Genomic DNA, 25437 nt, shown 5'->3' with positions numbered 1-25437 from the left:
TCTACTCCTGTATAAAATCCATAACCATAATTGCAAATCTGATTGGAAATTTAGCGCCAAATGTATGTCCAACACCCGGAACAATTCTTAAATTACTATCTGGAATATTCGCAGCAATTTGTTTAGTATGTTGTTTTTTGATAATATCCAATGAACCAGCTACAACTAGGGTTGGTACTGAAATTTGTGCTAAATCCTCCCAAGACATCTTTGGTGATTGTACCAATAATTGCTTTTGTTGTGCAACTCTTCTTAAACTAGTAAATAGTAAGCTAAAGATTTTTAACATAAAGTAAGCTACATAATCAACAAGCAAGCCACTAAGTCGTACACCTTGTAAATTAATATTGCCTGCATTCAATACTAATTTTTCAACCATATTCGGAAAATGCTTCGTAAAAAGCATCGCTAAATTTGCACCATCACTAAAACCGACGATAATTACTTTTTCGATTTTTAAGGTTAATAGTAGTGTATGAATGTCATTGACAATTTGCATAAATGTCAGCTTAGATTGCGTATTTGTTGAGCCCCCATGCCCCCGACTATCTGGTACTAACACTTGTAAATTTGTACGATATATTTGTAACTGTTGCTCAAAATAATGGCGTGATCCACCATTGCCATGAAGTAACAAAATTATTTTTGCTCCACGTTTTGGATAAAAATCATATGTGATAGTTGTTCCATCTGCCATCTTAATATTATTAGTCATTAAGCCCACCCTTCCTCATTCTATGATTTCTTAATTATCAATTATTATACACGTTTAATTAAAAAGACAACATATCTCTAATCCTGGCCTTAACAAAATAAAAAAGGCTGGGGTGCACTGACCCCAACCGCTTTTTGCATAGCACAATTATCCATTTTTATTTGCTTTTTTACCGGTCCATCCAGTAAATCCACCCTTTAAAATCACAATATCCTGATATCCTGCCTTTTTCAAAGTAATCGCAGCACGCGTTGACATACGGGTTGTTGTATCATACAACAATACTGATTTATCTTTACGAATTCCATTATAACTTTGTTTAAAAATTGAAAAAGGAATATTACGAGCCCCCATAATATGACTGCGTCGGTATTCATCCTTTTCCCTTAAATCAATAATTTGACTGGTATGCATAAGGCCAACATATTCTTCTTGTTTTACATATTTAGCAGCATTTCTCCCTGCTAAATACCAGTACAAAATATATCCACCCCATGCAAGCAAAATTATAATTGCAATAATATTCAATGTCATTATTATATTCCTCATTTTCTAAAAACTATTTTATAATCAAAAAGGAACAAATCACAAGTGTCATTGTTCCTTTATATTTTTATTTACGTGCTAATGATGCAGCACCAATTACACCTGCATCATTGCCAAGTTTAGCTAACTTGATTTTAGTTGTAGTTCTAACCGTTGGAAAAGCAAATTTAGCAAAATGTTTTTCAACACGTGAACGCAAAAATTCACCAGCTGCCGAAACACCGCCACCAATAACTACTGATGCGGGATTTAAAATATTGGAAATATTTGCAGAAGCAAAGCCTAAGTAGTAAGCAACCTTATTAACGACTTCATTAGCTAAGTAATCACCCTCTTTAGCTAAATCAAACACAATTTTTGAAGTAACCTCTTCACCATTGTCAGCTAAAGCCTTTAATTTTGAATCACCTGCGTATGCTTCAGCAAAGTCATGTGCTAAATGTACAACTCCGGTAGCTGATGCATATTGTTCTAAACAGCCATGATTACCACAAGTACATAAATAACCATTTGGCTCAACAATCATGTGACCAACCTCTCCACCAGCACCGACACCGTGAATCAGCTCACTGTTAGCAATTAGGCCACCACCAACACCGGTTCCAAGAGTAATAAAGGCCACATCTGCCGCATTATCACCGGCACCACGCCACTGTTCACCTAGCCCAGCAACATTAGCATCATTATCAATGACTAATGTTAACCCTGTGGCTGCTTCAATATCTGCTTTAACATTTTGCTTAACATCAGTACCCCAACTTAGATTAAAGGCTCCTGAAACAGTACCAGCCTCAATATCAACAGTTCCTGGTGTTCCCATTCCAATTCCAATAATGCGTTCTTTGTCTAATTTATATAAATCTAAATGATGATTAATTGATTCAATAATATCTGGTACAATATGTGAACCATTATCTAAAATATTAGTTTTAAGACTCCATTTTTGTTGAATCTCACCATTATCTGTTAAGATTGCAAATTTAATAGTTGTACCACCAAGGTCAACTCCAATAAGTTTGTCTTTCGCCATGCTAAAAAAATTCCCTTCTCTCTCAAATGTTTTCTTCTAAATATGAAGAACTCAATAATTCTATATTGCATTAATGAAAGCGCTTTTGCAAGCTTTTTTTTGATATTTTTTAATTTTTTTTACTTGTCTCTACAGTTAACTTTTTCATATTATAAGTTAATAAATACGTAATCATTATTGAAATTATTACACCCATTATTGGACTTGGAATTATTATAAAACTCAATCCAAAAATCATTATAACAATCAATAGATGATATGTAATTCCTAGCATAGTTGCCAATGTAGATCGATGCTTAGCCCAGCGTCCCATTTTAAATAGTTTCAAAATATCGGTGGCTTCGGAGTTTAATAGTGCTACATCAGCCTTTATATTATCCATTTGATAGTCAAGGCCCATTATGACTCGCATATCAGCTTGATTAAATGCGACTTGGTCATTTTGACCGTCTCCAATTATTAGCACTCGACCTTTTTTTTGAACTGTTTCGACAAATTTAAGCTTGTCTTGTGGCTTTAATTGCGCATTAAACTGTTTAATTCCCAATGTTTTAGCCACAATTTGTGCCATAGTATTATTATCCCCTGTTAACATGATAGGAATGATGGATAATTGTTTTAAACCATTGACCAATTTTGTGGCGGTTGGTTTTATCACATCACCTTGTGCAACAATCCCAATTACTTTTTCATTTGTTATTAAATAACTAACTGAATTCCCTGCGGCAGTTAATTTATCAAAATAATTTTGATCAAACGCTAATGCATGTTCCTTCAAATAATCAACAGCCACGATTGCGAACCGTTCATTATTAATTACCCCTGCAATACCAATCCCCGGTAATCCTACTAGTTCTGTTGCGTGCATTAAATTAACGTTGGTTTCTTTAGCTCGCCTTAAAATTGATTTGGCCAATGGATGCTTTGAATGAACTTCAAGTGTTGCCATTATTGCTAAAATATCATTGTCACTATAATCATCGCTAACGGCTCTAAGTGAACGAATTTTAAATGTTCCTTCAGTTAACGTCCCTGTTTTATCAATTAATGCATAATCAATATCTTCTAAAAGTTTAAAAACATCACTGTTAAAGATCATAATTCCTTGCTCAAATAAATTCTTTAAAACTTTATAATTAGTTACCTGTTTAAGCTCATAAATTATATTAGGTAATCCTAGTAATAAAACCGTAGTCATTACACTTAAAGATTGTTCAACACTAGTGTTGAATTTGCTCATGATAAATGAAATAACACTGATTAGAATTTGCCAGTAAAATAAACCTTTACACCAAAACGGTGGCAATGGTTTTATAGTTTTTTGTGTTTTCAATAATTCATATTGTAATTGATAATAATAGCTCATATTTTGTGGACGTATAACTTGAATTTCAACCTTACCAATACCGTTGACGGTGCCAGCCAATAGTGTATGATTGCTTTTCTTAATTACTTGTAAATTATTATTAGTAATATTACTTTCATCAACGATTGTTTCTCCACTAATAATAACTCCATCAATGGGGACTATTTGATGAGGCTCTATTTCAATTACATCACCAATTCTAGCTGCGTGACTATCTATCTCAATTAAAGTTTGTTGTGGCGTCTTTTTAAACATCTTTTCTGGTAATATAACTTGTTTATTACGGTAAGAATCTAATTGTTTTTTGTGTTTTACTTTAAGTAACACGTTATATAAGCTAATGACAATGATCAAGGCTAACTGCCAAAATAAAGCAATTTGATAAGTATCACCTATAATTGCATAGTAACTTACAAAAAGATTATAGCCAAATAGAATTACTAAGCTTAAGCTAAGTAATAACATTGTACTTGGTTGGCTATTTTTGATTTCAAGAAATGCTTTTTTAAAAAAAATTGATCCACAGTATACAATTAAAATTGTGCTAAAAAACATTAATGCTATCTGTTGATATTGATTAGGCAACATATTAATTGGTAAGTATTGCTTAACCTGGGGTATTAACAAAATAATTGGTAAACTACATAACATAGCCACCTTCAATTTAAAACTAATTTTTATTATTTGCGATTCGTGATTCTCAGCATTAGTATTTTTAAATGCTAATTTTTCTTTATAATCAATGAATTTAAAATTTGATAGCTCTTCATGCTCAAAATTCTTCTCATGCTGCAGGTTCGCTTTAGTAACATCATGTCCGCTCAAATCATTAATTAATGCTTTTAACTCGGCTTTAGATAATTTGTTCTTAGCCATTTAAACTCTCTTTCATTTTTAAATTAATCACAATTCATATGACAATGTTCCGGTAAGCAATCACAAGCAATCGTTTTAGGGGCCTTAATTGCTTTTTCTTGTAGTAGATTAATCAAATTTTTAATATCTGTTTGACTTAATTCACACTTAGTAAGTGCAGTAACTAAACTATCACCAACCTTCATCGAACACATATCATGCAATAAATTACTTAAATTACTAGCCATCATTACTTTTTCCTCAACACATGGTGTATAAATGCGATTGCGGTTCTCACCATTATGTGTGACTAAACCTTTATCTTGTAAACGTTTTAAAATTGTTTTAGTAGTGGACGAACTCCATTCTTTTTTTTGAAACATGATATTAGTTAATTGCTTACTTGTTGCACTACTAATTGTCCAAAGTACTCGCATCAAACTCCATTCACTTTCAGCCATTAAGTTATTCATATCATCCTCCACTGAACTTTTTAATTTAGTTTACGATTGTAAATTAAAAATGTAAAGATAAAGACTCAACAAAAAAATTCTCTTGTTATTAATCTCATCTTTACATTTTAGAAATTTTAGTTATTAATTATCAGAAAAATTAAATTGTTAATAACTCTTCTTCCTTTACCTTAGCAATTGCATCAACATTTTTAGTTGCTACATCAGTTGCCTTTTGTACCTGTTCCTCTAAATGCCGTAATTCATCTTCAGTGATATCACTAGCTTTTTGTTGCTTCTTTAATGTATCCATAGCATCCCGACGAATATTTCTAACTGCAACCTTTGCATTTTCTGCTTGACCTTTAACTTCTTTGGCTAATTCTTTACGACGTTCTTCAGTTAACTGTGGAATTACTAAACGGATGGCTGAGCCATCATTTGATGGTGTTAAACCCAAATCCGAAGCATAGATAGCATGTTCAATTGCATCAAGCGAACTTTTATCATATGGTGTAATTAAAAGTACTCGTGCTTCAGGAATTTGAATTGCAGCCATTTGGTTGATCGGTGTCATAACACCATAGTAATCTGCTTCAACTCGATTTAAAATACTAACATTAGCACGCCCTGCACGAATATTTTGTAACTCACGTTGAAGTGCTTCACCTGCTTTTTCCATCCGTTCTTTTGCATCATTAATAATAGCATTTACCATTTTTTACTCTCCTTTAACCGTAGTTCCGATGTTTTCTCCTTCAACAACTCGTTTAATATTGCCTGTTTCATTAAAATTAAACACAATTAATGGCATATCAGTATCCATTGATAACGAACTAGCAGTCGAATCCATTACTTGTAAGCCTTTATTTAAAATATCCAAATGTGTTAATGTCTCAAACTTTTCAGCATCTGGATTTGTTTTAGGATCAGCTGAATATACACCATCAACACCATTTTTCGCCATCAATATCGCATCTGCATTTATTTCGGCAGCTCGCAATGCAGCAGTTGTATCTGTTGAAAAATATGGAGAACCTGTTCCCGCAGCAAATATCACTATTCGATTTTTTTCCAAGTGGCGAACAGCCTTACGGCGAATATACGGTTCAGCAATTTGGCGCATTTCAATTGATGTTTGTACCCGAGTTGGTACCCCAACGTTTTCCAAACTATCTTGTAATGCTAAAGCATTCATAACTGTCCCTAACATACCAATATAATCAGCTTGTGAACGTTCCATTCCAAGTTCAGCACCGGCTTCACCACGCCACATATTGCCACCACCAACTACAATTGCTATTTCTACACCTAAATCATGCACTTCTTTAATTTCTTCAGCTACTTGCTTAACAAAAATAGGGTTAATACCTCGACCTTGATCACCAGCGAGTGCTTCACCACTTAATTTCATTAAAACCCGCTTGTATTTAATATCTGCCATTTATTTTTAATGCTCCTTTGGTGTATCGACTTGAATATTTTATATTTTTTAAAAAAAAGAGGTGCGCCACTGCGCGCCTCTTGGCAATACCAAAAATTAGTTAATTTGACCCATAACCTCAGCAACGAAGTCAGTATTTTTCTTTTCAATACCTTCACCAACTTCGTAGCGGACGAATGATTTAAGCACTCCATTCTTAGAAGCAACAAACTTGGCAACAGTTTGGTCACCATCTTTAACAAAAGCTTGATCAGCTAATGAAATTTCTGAAAGGAACTTGTTCAAACGACCTTCAACAATTTTTTCTTTAATATTGTCTGGCTTACCAGCCATATCTTCAGCATTCATTTGAACTTCTTTTTCATGAGCAACAACTTCAGCTGGAACTTCTTCACGTGAAACAAATTGTGGGTTAATAGCAGCAACGTGCATCGCAACATCCTTAGCAGTTTCAGCATCAGCCCCATCAATTAAAACAAGTGATGAAATTCGGCCACCCATGTGTGAATATGCACCAAAGTTTTGAGTATCGTTCTTTTCAACGATTGCAAAACGACGAAGAGTAATTTTTTCACCAGTAATTTGAGTTGTATGAATAATCATTTCATTAAGCGTTTCATTTTCTGAAACTTGTAAAGCTAAAGCAGCTTCAACATTGGCTGGCCGGAATTCAACAATTGCATTCGCAACAGCATGTAGTAAATCATTAAATTCTTTGTTACCAGCAACAAAATCAGTTTCTGAATTTAATTCAACGATTGCGGCAAAGTTATCCTTAACAGTAACATAAGTCATTCCTTCAGCAGCAATGCGATCGCCCTTTTTAGCAGCCTTTGCCATTCCCTTTTCACGCAATACATCGATTGCTTTTTGCATGTCACCATCAACTTCAACTAAGGCTTTCTTAGCATCCATCATACCAACACCAGTTTTTTCACGTAATTCTTTAACTTGAGCAGCAGTAATAGCCATGAGTAGTTAAATCTCCTTAAGTTTTATTTATCTTTATATATTGTACCTTAAATTTTAAAAAATAGCAGTTTAAATTTATCAACACACACTATTTTTTCTCAAAAAAAGCCACCACGATTGGTTCGGCCAAAATTAACCGGCAACTAATGTGGCAGCCTAATTAGCTACTAAATATTACTTAGCTTGGTTGTCGCCTTCTACTACAGCGGCAATTTCTTCAATTGATTCGACTGAATCATCAGCACCAAATGAACTTTCATCAACTTGGTCTTCACCTTGATTACCTTCAATGATAGCATCAGCCATCTTAGCAGTTATTAAACGAACCGCACGAATAGCATCATCATTTGATGGAATCTTAACATCAATATCATCTGGATCAGCATTAGTATCAACCATTGCCACGATTGGAATGTTAAGTTTGTGAGCTTCTTGAACTGCAAGTTGTTCCTTACGAGGATCAACTACAAACAATAAATCAGGAATCTTAGGCATATCAGCAATACCACCCAAGAATTTTTCTAATTTAGCAGTTTGCTTAATAAGTAAAGCGACTTCTTTCTTAGGAAGACGATCAAAAGTACCATCTTCAGCCATAGCTTTTAATTCTTTTAAACGGTCAATTCTTAATTGGATTGTCTTCCAGTTAGTTAAAGTACCACCCAACCAACGGTGGTTGACAAAATATTGACCTGCACGAGTTGCTTCTTCAGCAATCGCATCTTGCGCTTGCTTCTTAGTTCCTACAAAAAGAACGACAGCACCATCACGTGCTGCATCGCGTACATAATTATACGCTTGGTCAACTAGCTTAACAGTCTTTTGTAAATCAATAATGTAAATACCGTTACGTTCAGTAAAGATAAATTCTTTCATCTTTGGGTTCCAACGGCGTGTTTGGTGACCAAAGTGGACACCAGCTTCAAGTAATTGTTTCATTGAGATAACTGACATGAGTTATTTCCTCCAAAAAAGTGTTTATTCCTCCCTAACCCGCATTTACTGCTAGACGATCGCTCGCAACCTAGTCAGTATTGGCTTAGGTGTGAATTGGCATTTAACAACCGATAATTATTTTATCAAAATTTAAAGTTCTATACAAGACTTAATTTTTGTTTTAGATATAAACTTCTTTACTTGCTAAATAGGCGACCTTTTGTTGCCGTGTTTGGTGTTTAAAATGCCATTCAGCTGATAAAGCAGCTTCTTTCGTTGCAAATTGTTCACTATAGATTAACTTTAAGGGGTGTTTGCGCTTAATTTTAGTAAATTTAGCTCCCCTAAATTCTTGATGTGCTTTAAATCTCTTGGCTACATCATCTGTAAAACCAGTATATAAAGTATTATCAGCTGTCAATAACACATACATATAATATGATTTATTTAGTTTTTCCATAAAGTGCCTCATGAACTTCGCTTGTGTATTGGCCATCATCTTCATAAACTATCAACGGCTTTATAATTCGTAGGCCAGTTTGTTGGCCATTTTTGATAGCTTCAATCAAAACGATATTAGCCTCTTTATTTTTTTTTGAATGTACAAATTGAATTTGTTTAGGAGCCAAGTTGAATTTTTGCATAGTTGTAATAATATCAAGCAACCGGTCTGGTCGATGCACCATGTAAATTTTACCGTTAGTTTTCAATAATTGACTAGTAACCTTACATATCATTTCTAAATTAGTTTTAATTTCATGTCGTGCAATTGCTAAGAATTGATTCGGATTCTTAACAGATTTAGGCAAATCCGTAAAATAAGGTGGATTACATAGAACGGTATCGATACTATCATGGTGCAAGTATTTTAATGAATCAGCTAAATCAATATTTAAAACTTGCATTTTACTTTCAAGATGATTTAAACTGATTGAGCGTTTCGCCATATCTGCTAAGCGTGGTTGAATCTCAACTTCAACTATCTGACCATTTGTTTTATGCGCAAAAAAAAGGCCCACAGCTCCATTGCCTGCACACAAATCAACCGTTAAGCTTTTTGTACTTTTACTAGCTTTTGCAAACATAGCCAATAATACCGCATCTAGAGAAAACGCAAAGACACTAGAACTTTGGATGATTTTCACTGTCTGACTATATAATTGATCAATTCGTTCATCTGGTAATAATTGGATATCTGTCATACGTTACCTACTTGCTTTAATTTAATAAATTTTGCATACTTAACACAGTATATGGAATCAAATATAAGGAGTACTTTTATATGTTTTATTCATTCATTCGAGTCGTAGCTCGTTGGATTCTTTATTTAATCAATGGTAAGCCAATGGTTAAAAATTACCAAAAACTACCATCTGGTAGCTTCATTTTAGCTGGTCCACATCGAACCTGGTGGGATCCTATTTATTTTGCTTTAGCAGCAGCTCCATTAAAATTTAGCTTTATGGCTAAAATCGAATTATTTAAAAATCCCATCTTACGTTGGATCTTAGTCCATGCAAATGCTTTTCCAGTTGATCGTAGTAATCCTGGACCTTCAGTGATTAAAACACCCACCAAAAATCTGAAACACGGTTTGGGTCTAATTATGTTTCCTTCAGGTTCAAGACACAGTAGCGAATTAAAATCAGGAGTTATGATGATTGCTAAACTATCAGGTAAACCAGTGGTCCCTATCGTATATCAAGGCCCAGTTAAATTTCGTAACTTATTCAAAAGAAATAATGTTAGTCTTAATTTTGGTGAACCTATTTATGTTAATCGTGGTGAAAAACTAACTGAGGAAAACATCGAAGAATTTACTAACAAATTACAAACATCCTTTGATGCACTAGATCACGAACTCGATCCTAATTATATCTATATTGATCCCAAACCAAAAAATTAAATTTTATTATAGCATATATTTAAAATAGTATGCGGGCACTACAAAGAGAACGTGTTATCATTTCTTCTTTTTTGTGGTGCTTTTATGGTAGCGCTATTTAACCAAAAGCTACAATCTGTCGATCGTAAGTTTAGTTTCTAATAAAAAAATGGCGAAATTTATTAAAATTTCGTCATTCATTTTCTTTGTTTAATGCTATTAACTAGCATTTTATTCCACTAATCTTTCCGATTACGCATTGATGCCATAACTTGGTTTAAACGTTTTTGTGAAGGTGTTTGCCCCATCGAAATCATCATGGAACGAATCATTTCTTCAGAAATAGGTGGATTTTTTTTCAAATATGTTTCCATATATTTGCGAGCCATAAAAAAACCACCCACAACACCAATAACGAGTGCAATAATCACTGCTAATACCATAATTCCAGTTGATACCATGTACTATTCTCCTAAATAAAAAACTTCATCTTTCAGTGTACTTTATTATTCATAATAAAAAAAGAGTTAATCGTCACGAAGCCCCTTCTTTCTTTGAATTTCTCGTACTTTTTCTGGGGTAACTTCTTTTCCAGCCTTATCAAAAACTTGCATCATTTCAACTTGTGATCGAAAAGCTTGGCGGAAATTAGCTAAAAATTCTGCTCTTAACGCGGCACGTTCCACTTCCTCTGTTTCAGACAAACCTTCTTTTTTCTTCTTAGCAGCTAATTCATTTATCCGTTTTCTTAATTTTTCTGGTTCCATCAATCATATCCTCCACTTTATTCAAGTAGTAATTAATATACTTCGCTTCGATATAACCCAACAACTTTACCTAAAATAGTAACTGTTTCTAAAATAATTGGGGCCATATCATCATTTTCTGGTTGTAATCTAAAATAGTTGTTTTCTTTAAAGAAACGCTTAACAGTTGCCTCATCATCATTAGTCATCGCAACTACAATTTCACCATTTTCAGCGTAGTCTTGCTTTTTAACAATTACTTGATCACCATCTAAAATGCCAATATTAATCATCGATGTCCCATGAACATTCAGCATAAATAGGTCACCATCATAAGGTATTAAATTATCAGGTAATGGAAAATAATCATCAGCTTGGTTTTCAACAGCAAGAATTGGTGTCCCAGCAGTCACAACACCGATAACCGGAATTTTCCCCTGATTATTAGAAATCCCTAAAAGCGTTAGTCCTTCATCAGTAATTTCAATTGCTCGTGGTTTAGTTGGATCCTTTTTAAGATACCCTTTTTTCTGCAATCGATCTAGATGCCCATGAACTGTTGAAGTCGAAGATAAGCCGACAGCTTCACCAATTTCACGCACAGTTGGTGGATATCCTTGATTGGTTTGTTTTTCATAAATCACTCGTAAAACATCAACTTGCTTACTTTCACGCGCCATTAAGCCACCTCTTAATCATTTTTACCATAAAATTCGTCCTATGTTTAAGGTAAGTATACTTTAAAAACTAATTTTTTTCAAACTAACGTTCGTATCATTCATCTTCAAGAACAAAATCGCCAAAATAAGTTGATAAAAACTCGTCTAACTTTATGGCTTTTGGTGGTACGATTTGGCGGCTATTAACCTCTGGATACTCGTCATCACCAAAGCTAATTTGATCAACTAATTCGTATATATCAATGACCTTCATCACTTTTTCAATAACACGCTCATTACCAATTGAGTATGCTGGGGTAATTTGTGTCCTAGTTGCCAATTCTTTTAAGAAGTGCACATCTTGACTTTGCGTATTTGTTAACTTAGCTAAAAAAGTTATTACATCAAAAAATGGTTCTGACGTTTCATCAATAAAGGTCTGATTAACAATTGTAATTGCATAAACGTTCATTATTATCCTCCTAAAAATAAAAAGAAAGCTAGCGCAATTACTTTGCCTAGCTTTCTTAAGTTTAACCATTAAAAATTACGAATGAACGCTAATTAAGCCTCAAAATTATTATCGTCGGCTAAAAAAGTATTTAAAACTTCTTCCACCATAGCCCACTCTTCATCATCTTCAATTGGTTCTAATTCACCTTCAGTAGCTTCGCCATCTTCATTAGGATTAAACGAAAATGCCTGAATATCAACTTCTTCATCTTCTTCAGTTCCTTCAGGATAAAGTAAGATATATGATTTTTTATAATCATCTGAATCAAAAGTAAACAACACATTAAAAAGTTGTTCATTTCCTTGTTCATCAACTAATGTGATTAATTGTTCTTTTGGTTCTTCTGCCATGTTATTTCCTCATGCTTTCGTTAATTTTCCGCCGGCATCCAAATAATTTTGTAAAATTAGGCTAGCTGCCAGTTTATCGATTACTTTTTTCCGTTTCTTACGTGATGTATCCGCTTCTTCAACTAACATCCGTTCCGCTTCAACAGTCGTTAATCGTTCGTCAATAAAATCAATTGGTAAGTCAAATGTTTTAACTAACAAATCGCCATAGTCCTGCGCTGCTTGTGCACGTGGCCCAAGTGTATTATTCATATTTTTAGGTAATCCTAACACAAACCCAGTTGGCTGATACTGTGTAACTAGCTCCTTCATACGATCAATACCAAATTCTTTTTCTTCTTCATTAATCTGGATAATTTCAACAGCTTGCGCAGTCCATCCCATTATATCACTAACTGCCACTCCAACTGTTTTCGAACCCACATCTAAACCTAATAATCGTGTCATTTTTTTAAATAACTCTTCACAAGCTCTTCTATAATTTCATCACGCTCATGCTTTCTTATTAAATTACGGGCATCGTTTAAACGAGGGATGTAAGCCGGATCACCAGAAATTAAATAACCAACAATTTGATTAATTGGATCGTACCCTTTGCTTTCTAGTGCCGCATATACTGTTTCTAATGTTTCATGCACATCTTTAGGTTGCGCATTTCCAAAATTAAACAATGTTGTTTCATCTAATGAACTCATATTGGCTACCTCCAGACATATATTTTAATACTAGTAATTGTATACGTAAATAGCAATAAAGTATAGCTTAAACCCTAAAATTAAATCAAATATTTACAGTTTTGTAAAACTACCGTGCTAACCAGTCAGCAGCTGCTATTAAGGCCTCATTAATCCCAGATGGGTTTTTACCACCTGCTTGTGCTAAATCAGGGCGACCGCCACCATTGCCACCAATAATAGGAGCAATCGCTTTTACCAAATCACCAGCTTTCAGATTCTTATCAACTGCAGTCTTACTCATTGCTACAATTAAATTAACTTTTTCTGCACCAGTTTGCGCCATTAAAACCAATACATCAGATGCTTCCTTAGATTTCCAGTCGTCAGCAATTGCACGTAATTGATCCATGCCAGTTACGTCTATCTTAGCAGCAATTAAAGTATGCTCATTAATTGTTTTTACATCATCAAAAATGGCATTAGCGGCTTGACTAGCTAGTTTGGTAGCTAAGCTCGTATTTTGCCGTTCAAGTTCTTTAAGTTGCTCTTGCAGCATTTGGACTTTACTTACAGTATCCGTTAATTGAGGCGCTTTCGTTAATTGTGCAACTTGCACTAGCATTCTCTCATGTTGTTTCATAAGCTTAAACGCTGCATTTCCTGTTACTGCTTCAATTCGACGTATACCAGCCCCGATACCAGATTCACTTACAATTTTAAACAAACCTAATTCACTTGTATTTTTGGCATGTGTTCCTCCATCAAACTCAGCATTAAAGTCACCAATTGAAACAACTCGAACAGTTTCTCCATATTTTTCAGTAAAGACCGCAACTGCACCTAATTTTTGTGCAGATTCAATGTCAGTTTCAATCCATTCAATTGGTAAGCTTGCATTAATTTTTTCGTTGATTAATGCTTCAATCTCATCTAATTTCTTTTGTGGTACAGCACCATTGAAAGAAAAATCATATCTTAAATATTCCGGTGTAACCAAAGAACCTGCTTGACTAGTATGTTTACCTAATATATTACGCAAAGCCTGATCTAACATATGCGTTGCTGTATGGTTTTTAGATACTTGCGCATGAAATGTTTGATCCACCCTTAATTGATAATCTGTATCAATTGATAATTCTTTTAATACCTTAACGGTATGTAAGTTTTGCCCATTTGGTGCATGTTGAACATCAACAACTTCACCAAATATTTCATTATCATTTTCAATCGTTCCTCGATCAGCAATTTGTCCACCCATTTCCGCATAAAATGGTGTTTGATCAAAAATAACTTGCACAACTTTGCCAGTTGTTGCTTTTTTTACTAGTTCGCCATTTTCGATAATATTTAGTAATTTAGCCTTATTAACATTTAACTCAGTCCAACCAACGTATTTTGAAGGTGTATGTAAATCTGTAAGTAATTTACTTTGGACACCCATTGATTTATTATCACTACGGGCTGCTCGGGCCCGATTACGTTGTTCGTTCATTTCAACATCAAAGCCAGTGCGATCAACAGTTAATGCTTCATCTTGCGCATATTCTTCTGTTAACTCATACGGAAATCCATAAGTATCATAAAGCTTAAAAGCCACTAATCCGCTAATTTCTTTAGCATTCTTAGCCTTCGTATCAGAAATAACTTCATTTAACATCTTTAATCCATCAGTAAGTGTTTCGTTAAATCGTTTTTCTTCCGCTGCCACAACACTAATAATGTAGTCACTATTTTCTAAAACCTCTGGATAATATGACGCCATGATTTTACCAACAACCGGTACCAATTTAGTTAAAAACTCACCATTGATTCCTAATTTACGACCATGTAACACGGCACGTCGTAGTAAGCGCCGAATAACATAGCCTCGTCCTTCATTTGAAGGTAATGCACCATCAGAAATAGCAAAAGTAACTGCACGGGCATGATCTGCAATAACTTTAAATGAAACGTCTGTCACTGCACTATCGCCATATTTAACACCTGATCCTAGTTTTTCCGCAGTATGAATAATTGGCAAAAATAGATCTGTTTCAAAATTAGTTTTAGCATTTTGAAACACTGAAACAACTCGTTCCAAGCCCATTCCCGTATCAATGTTTTTATGAGGTAATTCTTCATAAGTGTCTTCTGGTGTATGATTAAATTGTGAAAATACAATATTCCAAATTTCTAAATAACGCTCATTCTCACCGCCTGGATAATTTTCAGGATCATCAGCTGCTAAATTATCAAATTCAACACCACGATCGTAAAAAATTTCTGTATCTGGACCTGAAGGCCCTTGTCCTATATCCCAAAAATTATCTTCTACTTCAAAAATATGATCTAATGGCACCCCAGTCTTAAGCCAAATATCCTTTGCGTCAGTATCCTTTGGATAAACTGTCACGTAAAGTTTTTCCGGATCCATAGCAAACCATTCTTTTGCCGTCAAAAGTTCCCATGCCCAAGGAATCGCATTTTCTTTAAAATAATCGCCAATTGAAAAATTACCCATCATTTCAAATAGTGTATGATGGCGGGCTGTATGACCTACATTTTCAATATCATTAGTTCTGATTGATTTTTGTGCATTTGTAATCCGTTTATTTTGTGGGACAACTGAACCATCAAAATATTTTTTTAAAGTTGCAACACCAGAATTAATCCAAAGTAAAGTTGGATCATCATGAGGAATCAATGATTGTGAGGGTTCAATGCTATGCCCCTTTGATTCAAAAAACTTTAAAAACATTGACCTAATTTCGGCTGAAGTTAATTCTTTCATCAATTTACTCGCTTTCTTATAAATAAAAATATATAAAAAAAGTCCTTGCACACAGAGACGCGCTACACGTGGTACCACTCTGCTTGCAACGACTTTCCATCGTAACCGCTTAATTCTCATTAACGCTGAGTAACGGTGCAATACGCACATTGTCTGAGAGCATTGTTACGTTAATTTTGTACTTTTTACACCAACCAAAGTATCTCTATCCCCACCAACGTACAATATATTCATACCTTATATCATAACATTTTTTAACTATTATAAAAGTAACTCTTTTTAATTTTTTTAATTAATTTCAAGTAAAATTTCACGATTTACTAATTCATTTAAATAATAATCAAGTTGTTCAACCATTTTTATTTGGCGGTCATGCTTAAATACATTGACCACTGTATTGCCTAAACTATTAACTGTTTTAAGTTTAAATCCTGATAAATCTTTCGCAAAAACAATTTTTAGCTTAAATGATTCCTCAAAAGACTTATCTGGTTCAAGTTGTCGAAGTAGTTGAAATGAACCATTCTTTTGTTGCAAAAATCCTGTATCCATTAAAGCATATTTTTTAACTTTAGGATGCACTGCAAATATCCGTGTATCTCCTACTAACTGTGCTTGTTTTTCAAATGCCATTATTTATTACTCCTTAATTTTTCACCTAATTATAACCTAAACTGGGTGCTAATGAATATCAAAAATAATAACTCTTTGGAATTATTAAACAAGAATTACAGCTTTTGATTATCATAATCATCTTATCAAAAACATAATATGTTTTATTACTGAATAACTGAATTGAAGTGCCCCCTGATATTGGGTTTAATCCAATATCAGGGGGCACTTCAATTCAGTTATTTTATTAATTTATTAAAATTCCTCTTAAAACACGTAGTTACATACCATCAAAAATTAATTTTTAATAGCAATAATTTGTGGTAAAAAACGGTAATTCCCATCTAAATCCATACCATATCCCAATAAATATTCATTAGGTACGATTGCACCAACATAATTCGCTTCAATATCAACTTTTCGCCCAGCCTTTTTATCAACCGCCACTACCGATGCAACAGTTTTTGCACCATATTTTTTAAACTCTGCTTGTAAAAAATCGAGTGTTAATCCGGTATCAATAATTTCGTCAATTAAGATTACATCACGTCCAGTAATATCTTTTTTTACATTAACTTCAACTTGCAAATCCCCAGTTGATGCACCATGTGCATAACTTGATACATCAACATAATCAAAATCAAATTTCATATCGCTTAGCTCACGCAATAAATCAGCAGTAAAAACAATAGCACCTTTCATAATTGGCACCATAATAGGTTGCCGATTTACATAATCGCGTCGAATCTCATCTGCTAAACGCTTAACTAAACTTTTAATTTCACTTTCCGTAAGCACTACATGATTCATTTTTATTGTCATTAAATTAATTCCCTATCTTTACTATTTGGCAACCAACCCCAAACGCGCAAAAATTGCATCAACATTTTTTAAATGATAACTATAATCAAAAGCATCAGCGATATCAGCAGATGTTAAATATTGCTGAATAATTTTATTTTTTTCAACTAATGGTCTAAATTGAATTTGTTCATCCCATGATTTTGCAGTTAATGGTTGTACTGTGTCATAAGCGAGTTCACGACTTAAACCTGCATCAATTAACTTAAGTAAAAGCCGCTGACTATAAATCAAGCCATATGTTCGTTGCATATTGCGTTGCATTGTTTCTGGAAAAACAGCTAAGTTTTCCAGAATATTTGTAAATCGATGTAACATATAATCAACTAGTATCGTTGTATCAGGTAAAATAATTCGTTCTGCTCCTGAGTGTGAAATATCTCGTTCATGCCAAAGAGTAATATCTTCCATTGCTGTTTGCATATGTCCTCTAACTACCCGCGCCAATCCAGTAATATTTTCAGAACCAATTGGATTTCGTTTATGGGGCATTGCTGATGATCCTTTTTGTCCTTTACCAAAATTTTCTTCAACTTCATGAATTTCAGAACGTTGTAAACTTCTAATCTCAGTTGCAAAATTTTCTAGGCTAGTTGCAATTAGGCCCAAAGAATTAATATAATCAGCATGTAAGTCACGCGGTAAAATTTGAGAACCAATTGGTTGCAAGTTTAATCCTAACTTATTCATAACAAATTCTTCAACCTCCATGGGAACATTGGCAAATGTTCCCACTGCGCCTGACAATTTACCTGTTTCAACGGCCTTAGCTGTTCGCTTAAAGCGTTCAATATTACGTAATGCTTCAGCATAAAAACGTGCAATTTTTAAACCAAATGTCGTTGGTTCAGCGTGAACACCGTGTGTTCTTCCCATCATTACTGTATTTTTATAAGTAACTGCCATTTCCCCAATAACGTCTCGGTATTTTTCTAAGTCTGCTAGGATAATTTTATTTGCTTGTTTTAGACGTAACCCTTGCGCAGTATCTACAACATCAGTACTAGTTAATCCATAATGAATCCATTTTTTTTCAGCACCCAAGCTTTCAGAAACGTTCCGTGTAAACGCAACCATGTCATGCCGTGTGGTCGCTTCAATCTCTGCAATGCGTGCTACGTTGAAGTTAGCATTATTCGCTATAAGTTGATAGTCTGCATCTGGCACATGCCCTTGCTTATTCCAAGCAGCCACAACTGCAATTTCAACCTCAAGCCAACTAGCATATTGGTTCTCTAGCGACCAAATTTGAGTCATTTTAGAGCGTGCATACCGTTTAATCATAACTGTTCTCCTGTCCAAACATCTTGTAAAACATTTGTTTGTTGTCGATCTGGCCCAACTGAAAATGTTGCAATTTCAACACCGATTAACGCTTCAATTCTTTTTAAATAATTTTGTGCATTGATTGGTAAATCTTCGCGCCGTTTGATATTAGTAATATCTTCATTCCAACCAGGTAATTCTTCATAAATTGGAGTAACTCGCTCTAAGTCTTTAAAACTTGCTGGATAGTACTTAATCTCTTTGCCATCCAATTCATAAGCAGTTGCAATTTTTAAAACTTCAATCCCAGTTAACACATCAATACAATTAACTGCTAACTTAGTAATTCCTGCTACACGCGCTGAATGCCGCATAACCACAGAATCAAACCAACCTATTCTTCGTGGTCGATGGGTAACAACACCATATTCATGTCCTACTTCACGAATATGATCCCCAATTTCATTAACTAATTCAGTTGGGAAAGGCCCCTCACCTACTCGCGAAGTATATGCTTTGGCTACCCCCACAACTTCGGTTACCTTATTTGGTCCAATTCCAACGCCAGTTGTTACACCACCTGCAATGGGATTAGATGAAGTTACATATGGATAAGTGCCGTGATCAATGTCTAACATAACACCTTGAGCACCTTCAAATAATACACGTTTATTTGCTTTAAAAGCTTCATCAACAAGATATGCAGTATCAGTTACATATGGCGCTAATTGTTGACCGTAGGCATAATATTCTTCAAGTAACGCATCCGCGTCCAAAGGCGCATGATTATAAATTTTAGTTAATAATTCATTTTTATTAGCAACAACAGTTTTAATTCTTTGCTCCAAGACTTCATAGTCTAATAAATCACACATTCTAATTCCTGTTCGTGCCATTTTATCGGCATACGCTGGACCAATACCATTACCAGTAGTACCAATTTTATTTTCTTTTTTTGCTGTTTCTTGTAAGATATCAAATAACTTATGGTAAGAGAAAAGCACTTGTGCCCGATCAGAAATTTTTAAATTAGTAGTTTCTACCCCACGAGATCGTAAATATGCTAATTCTTCAAGTAACGATTTCGGATTTAAAACTGTCCCATTACCAATTACTGCTAATTTATTAATGTCAAAAATCCCTGAAGGCACCGAACGTAGTTCAAATTTTTGATTATTAAATACAATAGTATGTCCAGCATTATCACCGCCTTGATAACGCACAATAACATCTGCATCTTGAGCTAAAAAGTTAGTTATTTTACCCTTCCCTTCATCACCCCATTGACTACCGACCACTACTATTCCTGCCATATGTTTAAAAATCCTCCATTTATAAAAATAAACCTTTAATAGAATACCGCATTATTTCAAAAAAATCAATATTATAGTTCGTATTTTAACTCAAATAAACTTAAGCAATAATTAAAAATAACCAAAAATACGTACTATTTTTATAGTATTCATATTTTTGGTTATTTTTTTAAATAATTTTAAATGTATCTCGAGCAATCATCAATTCTTCATTAGTAGGTATCAATAAAACGGTTGCTGTTGAATCGTCAGTTGAAATAACTTGCTCAACACCTCGAACTTGATTTAATTCAGGTGCTAATTTTATTCCTAAAAAACTTAATCGGTCAATAATCATTTGCCTTACAATTGCTGAATTTTCACCAATTCCTGCTGTAAATACCAAAACATCAACGCCACCCATTTTTGCATAGTATGAACCAATATAGCCAATAATGCGATCCACAAAAATATCCATAGCTAATTTTGCACGATCATCTGTAGCCATCGCATCTTCAATCTCACGAGAATCTGAAGAAATTCCTGATAAACCAAGTAAACCTGATTTTTTATTCAATATTTCAAAAACTTCCTTCTCTGAGATTTTTAGTTTTTCCGCTAAATAAGTAATGATCGAAATATCAATATCGCCTGCTCGTGTTCCCATAGTTAATCCAGCAATCGGTGTAAAGCCCATTGATGTATCAAATGATTTACCATTTTTAATCGCTGTCATTGACGCACCAGCACCTAAATGTAATGTAATAATTTTTAAATCCTCATATTGTTTGTCCAACATCTCCGCCGCTCGATGACTAACATAATCATGAGATGTACCATGAGCCCCATATTTCCTAATTGCATATTTTTGCGATAATTCTAAGGGAATACTATACAGATATGCCACTTCAGCTAAAGACTGATGAAAAGCCGTATCGAATACTCCTACAGAAATAATATCAGGTAATATAGCATTAAGGGCTTTAATAACAATTACTGCAACTGGATTATGTAGTGGTGCCAATTCTCCTAATGACTCAATTTTTTTAAGTACATTAGCATCAATAACTACTGATTTATTGAAGTAAGTCCCACCTTGAACAATTCGATGGCCAGCCCCTTTGATTTCAGCATAATCAGTAATTACTGCTAGTTCAACCAAAGCTTTTAACAGAATGTCAATGGCTTTTGTGTGATCTTTAATAGCCATAATTTTTTTAATTTTTTTATCGGCGGATTTAACTGTAACAATGGCATCGTTAAAGCCAATTCGTTCAACCTGTCCTTTACATAATAGTTTCTCCGCGGGCATTTCCATTAATTGCATTTTTAATGATGAGGAACCAGCATTTAGCGCTAAAACTTTTGTCATAATGTATACTCCTGTATTTTTCTGGTATTGACTATCTCTAATTTTAAAGTAAGCGTTTTCAAAAAGCTATCATTTTTTTATTAATTTTGTCAAAAATTGTACAAAAAGTGGTAGTCAACTTTCAAAAAGTTGACTACCACTTAAAAAATATTTTTAATCTTGTAAACTACATTCAATCCTCATCAGTTTTCACAACAGGTAAAACTTTTACTGCAAATTCATTAATGTATGCATTATCATAATCTAACGCTTTTAATTCGAATTGTGCAACTTGCATAATATCACCAGTTCTAAACTCTGGTTCTTGATTTAAGACATATCCTGTCAATGTTACAGCTTCATCTTCTTCAAGTTCTTTAACAGTCACGCCAAAATACCGTTCAAAATCATATAGCGTTATTTTACCACTAACTTTATATTTACCATTACCCAACTTTTCGACATAATCATCTGAAACATCATCAATTTCGTCACGAACAGAGCCAAATAGTTCTTCATAAATATCTTTATCAGTAATTAATCCAGACGTTCCACCATATTCATCAACAACAATCGTTATTGGGGCACGTTTTGCGACCATTAATTTGAGGACATCATGAACATCCATATTTTCAGGTACAGCAGGAATATCCCGCATAACACGTACCACTGGTACACTATCATCGATTCTCCCTTGACGAATTAAATCATATGTATAAATATAACCAATCACTTTATCTTTATCACCGTCAGCGATAACCGGAAAACGTGAATATCTTTCTTGTAAATAAAGATCTAAAGCTTCTTTGATAGTAGTATCAACATCAACAACACACATTGATGTTCGATCAATCATAATATCAACCGCCACCTTATCATTCATATCAAAAGCGCGTTCCATAAATGTCAAATCTTCTTGATCCAATGTTCCAGCTTTAGCAGCATTTTTAGATAAAGATAAAATTTCATTTTGAGAATAAATATCTTCATCTGTTGCTGTTGGATATCCCAATAAATGCGTAAAAATGTTAGCCGTGCGGTCTAACAAGAAAATTAATGGGTAAAGAACAATATGAAAAAAGCGAATTGGCCGGACAATAAATAACATCATTTTCAACGGATCCGCAATCGCAATATTTTTTGGTACTAAATCAGTAAATACTGCGTGAATTACTGTAAATAGTAAAATTGCAACAATCGACGATATCCCCTTAGCAACGTCGGCTGGCAGTAAGTTACTAGCAATAATTGCATCGGCAATTGTTTCTTCACCAATCCAACCTAAAATCAAACTAGTTAAGGTGATTCCAACCTGTGCTGTTGATAAATATTCAGTTAAATTTTCGGCCATATGAATAGCTGAATCAATCAACTTACTCGAGCGTGGGCGTTCTTCCTTCAATGCTCTAAGCGCACTAATTCGTACTCGCACCAATGAATACTCAGTTAAAGTAAATAAAACAGCCAATAACAAAATAACAATAATTATCGTCACATTTGCTAAATAATTAGACGGACCAGGTTCCAAAATGGTAGACCTCTTTTCATAAAAATTTTGTAACATTAATTATAGCACGGTCCTCTAAGTTTAAAAAGCCAATTACTTCAAAATTCTACTAAAAAAATAACACTAGGCTAATTTACTAGCTTAGTGTTATTTAATCTAATCAAAATTACTTAGTTTCACGGTGTAAAGTCACTTTACGGTCACGTGGGCAATACTTATTAACTTCAATTCGATCGGGGTTGTTCCGACGATTCTTAGTTGATAAGTAATTGCGTTCGCCGCATTCTGTACATTCTAATGTAATATGTACGCGCATTTTAAAAGCCCTCCAATATTTTTTTGTCTGTAATTCATCGGGCTGGCTATAGCGCACGCGCCCTCAACTCAGACTATATTACCAGAAAATTAACATAAATGCTAGTAAAAATTTAAGGTTTTTAATTTCCTAATGATGTTGTTTTCAGTGTGCTCTTAACACTAGCCTTGGGTTGAATATACTTAAAATAAGCTTTATAGATATCAATTGCCATATCTAAATTTTTATTTGAACCAAAGTTTGACTGTGGTCCACTAGGCATTGCCAACGCAATTGCTATTTTTGAACCTGGAATATACGTTATCAAACTTAATGTTAAAGTTGACTTACCATTCGTGTACGTTTCGGCTGTCCCAGTCTTAGCAGATGGTGTCGGTGTAATTTCTGCTAGTTTTTGACCAGTTCGTCGAGCATTAGAGCCAGCGACCACTTGATGCATTCCCTCTGTTATCACTTTACGTTGTGCTGCTGTCCAGCCAACACTATTTAACACTTGTGTCTTGACCGTACTTTGAATATTACTTAATTTTCCATTTGCATCGGATGACTGGATAGCCTGAACAACATGTGGCTTTAATCGATACCCACCATTTACAATTGCTGATACATATTGAGCTAACTGTAAAACTGTATACGCATCATATTGACCATAGGCTTCCATTAATGCTTTCCCTAGGTTAGCTCGCCCAGAGGCCCCTTCAATACCTGATGATTCACCAGGTAAATCAATCCCGGTCTTAACACCCAATCCAAATTGATTAAAGTTATTTCGCATAATTGAAAATACATTTGAATTTAAAGAACTCAATCCCATTCCTGGTGTATAGCTAGTACCCCCTTCTTTAAGAGCTAACTGCATCATATATGAGTTTGAAGACACTGCTAACGCAGTCTGAGCTGTAATAGGAATCACGCTACTCTTATTCCAGTCAGAACTCATCGTATTTGTTCCGGCAATTTTAATAGGACGATCACTAATAACATTATTAGTCGGCGTAATAACACCTCGTTTAAGGCCACCAGCCACCATTGCGGGCTTAACAACAGATCCCATCACTATCGATTGATTTAAAGCTCCCAGTGCATTGCTAGTAATCTTACCAGTTTTGGCATTACGATCAATCCCAGCAATCCCATAAATACCACCAGTATATGGATTTATCGCAACTGCATAGGCACCAGAGGTTAAACCACCAGAAATATGGGCGCGTAATGCTTTTTCCATAGCGGCTTGAAATTTAGCATTGATTGTAAGAACTAAATTATCACCCTTACGACCACTATATTGCTCTACGGCTTTAACAATTTTATTATTTGAACTCATTTCATACTGTGTCTGAGCCTTGGTACCTTTTAGAGCTGATTCATATTGCTCTTCGATATAGCTTTGGCCAACTGAATCATTTCGTGAATACCCTTTTGCTAATAGCGTATTTACTTGACTATCAGGTAACCCGACTTTTTCAGAAGAAACGGTCCCAATAATACCTTGAACAGATTTACCCTGTGGGTAATTACGCGTCCATGCAGTACTAATTTTAACCCCTGACATCTCATTTAAATGCTCTCCAATTTCAGCAATTTCTTTATTAGTAACCCCACTCTCTTTAATATATGTCGTAGATAATTGATATGCACCGGTCATTCTTTGGTAAATCATGGCTGCGTTTTTTTGACGTTTAGTTAATTTATATTTTTTTAAATTATTAGTAATTTCGGCAAGTTCTGCTTTATATTTACCATCATCACTCAAGGAACTATAGTTACTAATATTAGCTTGTACTTTAGCTACCCGCTTATCATCTTCTAATATATAATCAGCAACTGTTCTTGTTGATAATTGAGAGGTGCTAACCGTTAAATACTTAGCTAAACGATTAGCAGTTTGATACATTTCACTACTTAATACATTAACCCCCTTAGTATAAGAAATAGCTTTACTTGCTTTATTCCCTACCAAAACACGTCCTGTTGAATCATAAATCATCCCCCGTTGAACATTTGATGTTTCAACTAAAGTATCGGTCCGATTAACGTCCGCTACAAAGTAAGATCCCTTTTTTATCTGTAGGTAGTACAGTTGCGCGATTAATGCCATAAATAGCAAAAAAACAATAATGACAATTAAGTTTAAACGAAAAGGTAAATCTGAACGATATGCTTTCTTTTTACGTGTTTTGCGAGTAAAACGATTTTCCATGGAAACTCCCTACCATTTACTAATTTAACTAATTTATGTAAATTATTTAAAAATTAATATTTTTATCTTTAATTATGTTAGCGCTTATTTAGGTAAACACTCAATGATATTCATT

General features: G+C 34.3%; 28 protein-coding genes. 1 reads left to right on the top strand and 27 read right to left on the bottom strand.

The window, feature by feature from the left end; translation table 11 throughout:
* Window position 1: 1 nt before the first annotated feature.
* The 11 genes from JOC59_RS01330 to JOC59_RS01280 all read right to left on the bottom strand — a co-directional run bounded on the left by JOC59_RS01330 (window position 2) and on the right by JOC59_RS01280 (window position 9518).
* Window positions 2-715, bottom strand: coding sequence for an alpha/beta fold hydrolase (locus JOC59_RS01330; protein WP_205142997.1), 714 nt, complete (start codon window positions 713-715; stop codon window positions 2-4).
* Window positions 716-862: 147 nt separating this feature from the next.
* Window positions 863-1249, bottom strand: a complete 387-nt coding sequence (locus JOC59_RS01325; protein WP_205142996.1) for a rhodanese-like domain-containing protein — start codon at window positions 1247-1249, stop codon at window positions 863-865.
* A 79-nt stretch (window positions 1250-1328) separates the two neighbouring features.
* A complete protein-coding gene (locus tag JOC59_RS01320) occupies window positions 1329-2291 on the bottom strand; it encodes an ROK family glucokinase (protein WP_205142995.1) in 963 nt (320 codons plus the stop codon).
* Window positions 2292-2400: 109 nt separating this feature from the next.
* Window positions 2401-4533, bottom strand: a complete 2133-nt coding sequence (locus tag JOC59_RS01315) for an HAD-IC family P-type ATPase (RefSeq protein WP_205142994.1) — start codon at window positions 4531-4533, stop codon at window positions 2401-2403.
* Between the two features lie 23 nt (window positions 4534-4556).
* Window positions 4557-4985 (bottom strand): BlaI/MecI/CopY family transcriptional regulator, encoded by a 429-nt coding sequence (locus JOC59_RS01310; protein WP_205142993.1) that lies wholly within the window; start codon window positions 4983-4985, stop codon window positions 4557-4559.
* A 139-nt stretch (window positions 4986-5124) separates the two neighbouring features.
* Window positions 5125-5682 carry a ribosome recycling factor gene (frr, locus tag JOC59_RS01305; RefSeq protein WP_205142992.1) on the bottom strand — a complete coding sequence of 186 codons (558 nt, stop codon included), beginning with the start codon at window positions 5680-5682 and terminating at the stop codon, window positions 5125-5127.
* 3 nt (window positions 5683-5685) lie between these two features.
* Entirely contained in the window at window positions 5686-6408 is a 723-nt protein-coding gene (gene pyrH / locus JOC59_RS01300; RefSeq protein ID WP_205142991.1) for a UMP kinase, read from the bottom strand.
* Between the two features lie 96 nt (window positions 6409-6504).
* Window positions 6505-7380 carry a translation elongation factor Ts gene (gene tsf / locus JOC59_RS01295; protein ID WP_205142990.1) on the bottom strand — a complete coding sequence of 292 codons (876 nt, stop codon included), beginning with the start codon at window positions 7378-7380 and terminating at the stop codon, window positions 6505-6507.
* A gap of 174 nt (window positions 7381-7554) precedes the next feature.
* A complete protein-coding gene (gene rpsB, locus JOC59_RS01290) occupies window positions 7555-8334 on the bottom strand; it encodes a 30S ribosomal protein S2 (RefSeq protein ID WP_205142989.1) in 780 nt (259 codons plus the stop codon).
* Between the two features lie 163 nt (window positions 8335-8497).
* The gene (locus tag JOC59_RS01285) at window positions 8498-8776 is read right to left on the bottom strand and encodes a GIY-YIG nuclease family protein (protein WP_205142988.1); all 279 of its coding nucleotides are present in this window, start codon (window positions 8774-8776) and stop codon (window positions 8498-8500) included.
* On the bottom strand, window positions 8760-9518 hold the full coding sequence (locus JOC59_RS01280) for a tRNA1(Val) (adenine(37)-N6)-methyltransferase (RefSeq protein WP_205142987.1): 759 nt from the start codon (window positions 9516-9518) through the stop codon (window positions 8760-8762). The genes JOC59_RS01285 and JOC59_RS01280 overlap by 17 nt, the downstream gene beginning before the upstream one ends.
* 80 nt (window positions 9519-9598) lie before the next feature.
* Here JOC59_RS01280 and JOC59_RS01275 point away from each other — a divergent pair, with 80 nt between their 5' ends.
* Window positions 9599-10222 (top strand): lysophospholipid acyltransferase family protein, encoded by a 624-nt coding sequence (locus JOC59_RS01275; RefSeq protein ID WP_205142986.1) that lies wholly within the window; start codon window positions 9599-9601, stop codon window positions 10220-10222.
* Between the two features lie 218 nt (window positions 10223-10440).
* On the opposite strand, the gene JOC59_RS01270 is transcribed toward JOC59_RS01275, so the two are convergent.
* The 16 genes from JOC59_RS01270 to JOC59_RS01195 form a co-directional block, all read right to left on the bottom strand.
* Window positions 10441-10662, bottom strand: coding sequence for a YneF family protein (locus tag JOC59_RS01270; RefSeq protein WP_205142985.1), 222 nt, complete (start codon window positions 10660-10662; stop codon window positions 10441-10443).
* A gap of 66 nt (window positions 10663-10728) precedes the next feature.
* Window positions 10729-10968, bottom strand: a complete 240-nt coding sequence (locus tag JOC59_RS01265; protein ID WP_205142984.1) for a DUF896 domain-containing protein — start codon at window positions 10966-10968, stop codon at window positions 10729-10731.
* A 32-nt stretch (window positions 10969-11000) separates the two neighbouring features.
* Window positions 11001-11627, bottom strand: coding sequence for a transcriptional repressor LexA (gene lexA, locus JOC59_RS01260; RefSeq protein ID WP_205142983.1), 627 nt, complete (start codon window positions 11625-11627; stop codon window positions 11001-11003).
* A gap of 94 nt (window positions 11628-11721) precedes the next feature.
* Window positions 11722-12078 carry a hypothetical protein gene (locus JOC59_RS01255; RefSeq protein WP_205142982.1) on the bottom strand — a complete coding sequence of 119 codons (357 nt, stop codon included), beginning with the start codon at window positions 12076-12078 and terminating at the stop codon, window positions 11722-11724.
* Between the two features lie 92 nt (window positions 12079-12170).
* Window positions 12171-12470: a DUF1292 domain-containing protein gene (locus JOC59_RS01250; protein ID WP_205142981.1), complete on the bottom strand. Its 300-nt coding sequence runs from the start codon at window positions 12468-12470 to the stop codon at window positions 12171-12173.
* A gap of 9 nt (window positions 12471-12479) precedes the next feature.
* On the bottom strand, window positions 12480-12917 hold the full coding sequence (gene ruvX / locus JOC59_RS01245) for a Holliday junction resolvase RuvX (protein WP_205142980.1): 438 nt from the start codon (window positions 12915-12917) through the stop codon (window positions 12480-12482).
* A complete protein-coding gene (locus JOC59_RS01240) occupies window positions 12914-13165 on the bottom strand; it encodes an IreB family regulatory phosphoprotein (RefSeq protein WP_205142979.1) in 252 nt (83 codons plus the stop codon). The genes ruvX and JOC59_RS01240 overlap by 4 nt, the downstream gene beginning before the upstream one ends.
* Window positions 13166-13274: 109 nt before the next feature.
* Window positions 13275-15917: an alanine--tRNA ligase gene (alaS, locus tag JOC59_RS01235; protein ID WP_205142978.1), complete on the bottom strand. Its 2643-nt coding sequence runs from the start codon at window positions 15915-15917 to the stop codon at window positions 13275-13277.
* Window positions 15918-16205: 288 nt separating this feature from the next.
* Window positions 16206-16550 carry a cysteine desulfurase gene (locus JOC59_RS01230; protein ID WP_205142977.1) on the bottom strand — a complete coding sequence of 115 codons (345 nt, stop codon included), beginning with the start codon at window positions 16548-16550 and terminating at the stop codon, window positions 16206-16208.
* Between the two features lie 276 nt (window positions 16551-16826).
* A complete protein-coding gene (locus JOC59_RS01225) occupies window positions 16827-17351 on the bottom strand; it encodes a phosphoribosyltransferase (RefSeq protein ID WP_205142976.1) in 525 nt (174 codons plus the stop codon).
* 21 nt (window positions 17352-17372) lie between these two features.
* Window positions 17373-18674, bottom strand: coding sequence for an adenylosuccinate lyase (purB, locus tag JOC59_RS01220; RefSeq protein WP_205142975.1), 1302 nt, complete (start codon window positions 18672-18674; stop codon window positions 17373-17375).
* Window positions 18671-19969, bottom strand: a complete 1299-nt coding sequence (locus JOC59_RS01215; RefSeq protein ID WP_205142974.1) for an adenylosuccinate synthase — start codon at window positions 19967-19969, stop codon at window positions 18671-18673. Before JOC59_RS01215 ends, purB begins: the two co-directional genes overlap by 4 nt.
* 169 nt (window positions 19970-20138) lie before the next feature.
* Window positions 20139-21320: an acetate/propionate family kinase gene (locus JOC59_RS01210; RefSeq protein WP_205142973.1), complete on the bottom strand. Its 1182-nt coding sequence runs from the start codon at window positions 21318-21320 to the stop codon at window positions 20139-20141.
* 172 nt (window positions 21321-21492) lie between these two features.
* Window positions 21493-22827 (bottom strand): hemolysin family protein, encoded by a 1335-nt coding sequence (locus tag JOC59_RS01205; protein WP_205142972.1) that lies wholly within the window; start codon window positions 22825-22827, stop codon window positions 21493-21495.
* 145 nt (window positions 22828-22972) lie between these two features.
* Entirely contained in the window at window positions 22973-23122 is a 150-nt protein-coding gene (gene rpmG / locus JOC59_RS01200) for a 50S ribosomal protein L33 (RefSeq protein ID WP_133362431.1), read from the bottom strand.
* Window positions 23123-23243: 121 nt separating this feature from the next.
* A complete protein-coding gene (locus tag JOC59_RS01195) occupies window positions 23244-25322 on the bottom strand; it encodes a peptidoglycan D,D-transpeptidase FtsI family protein (protein WP_205142971.1) in 2079 nt (692 codons plus the stop codon).
* Between the last annotated feature and the right edge of the window lie 115 nt (window positions 25323-25437).

The organism is Periweissella beninensis, from assembly GCF_016908275.1.
GTDB classification, from domain to species: Bacteria; Bacillota; Bacilli; order Lactobacillales; family Lactobacillaceae; genus Periweissella; species Periweissella beninensis.
Note: the sequence above shows the minus strand (reverse complement) of the source record. Positions and strands in the feature narration are given on the sequence as shown.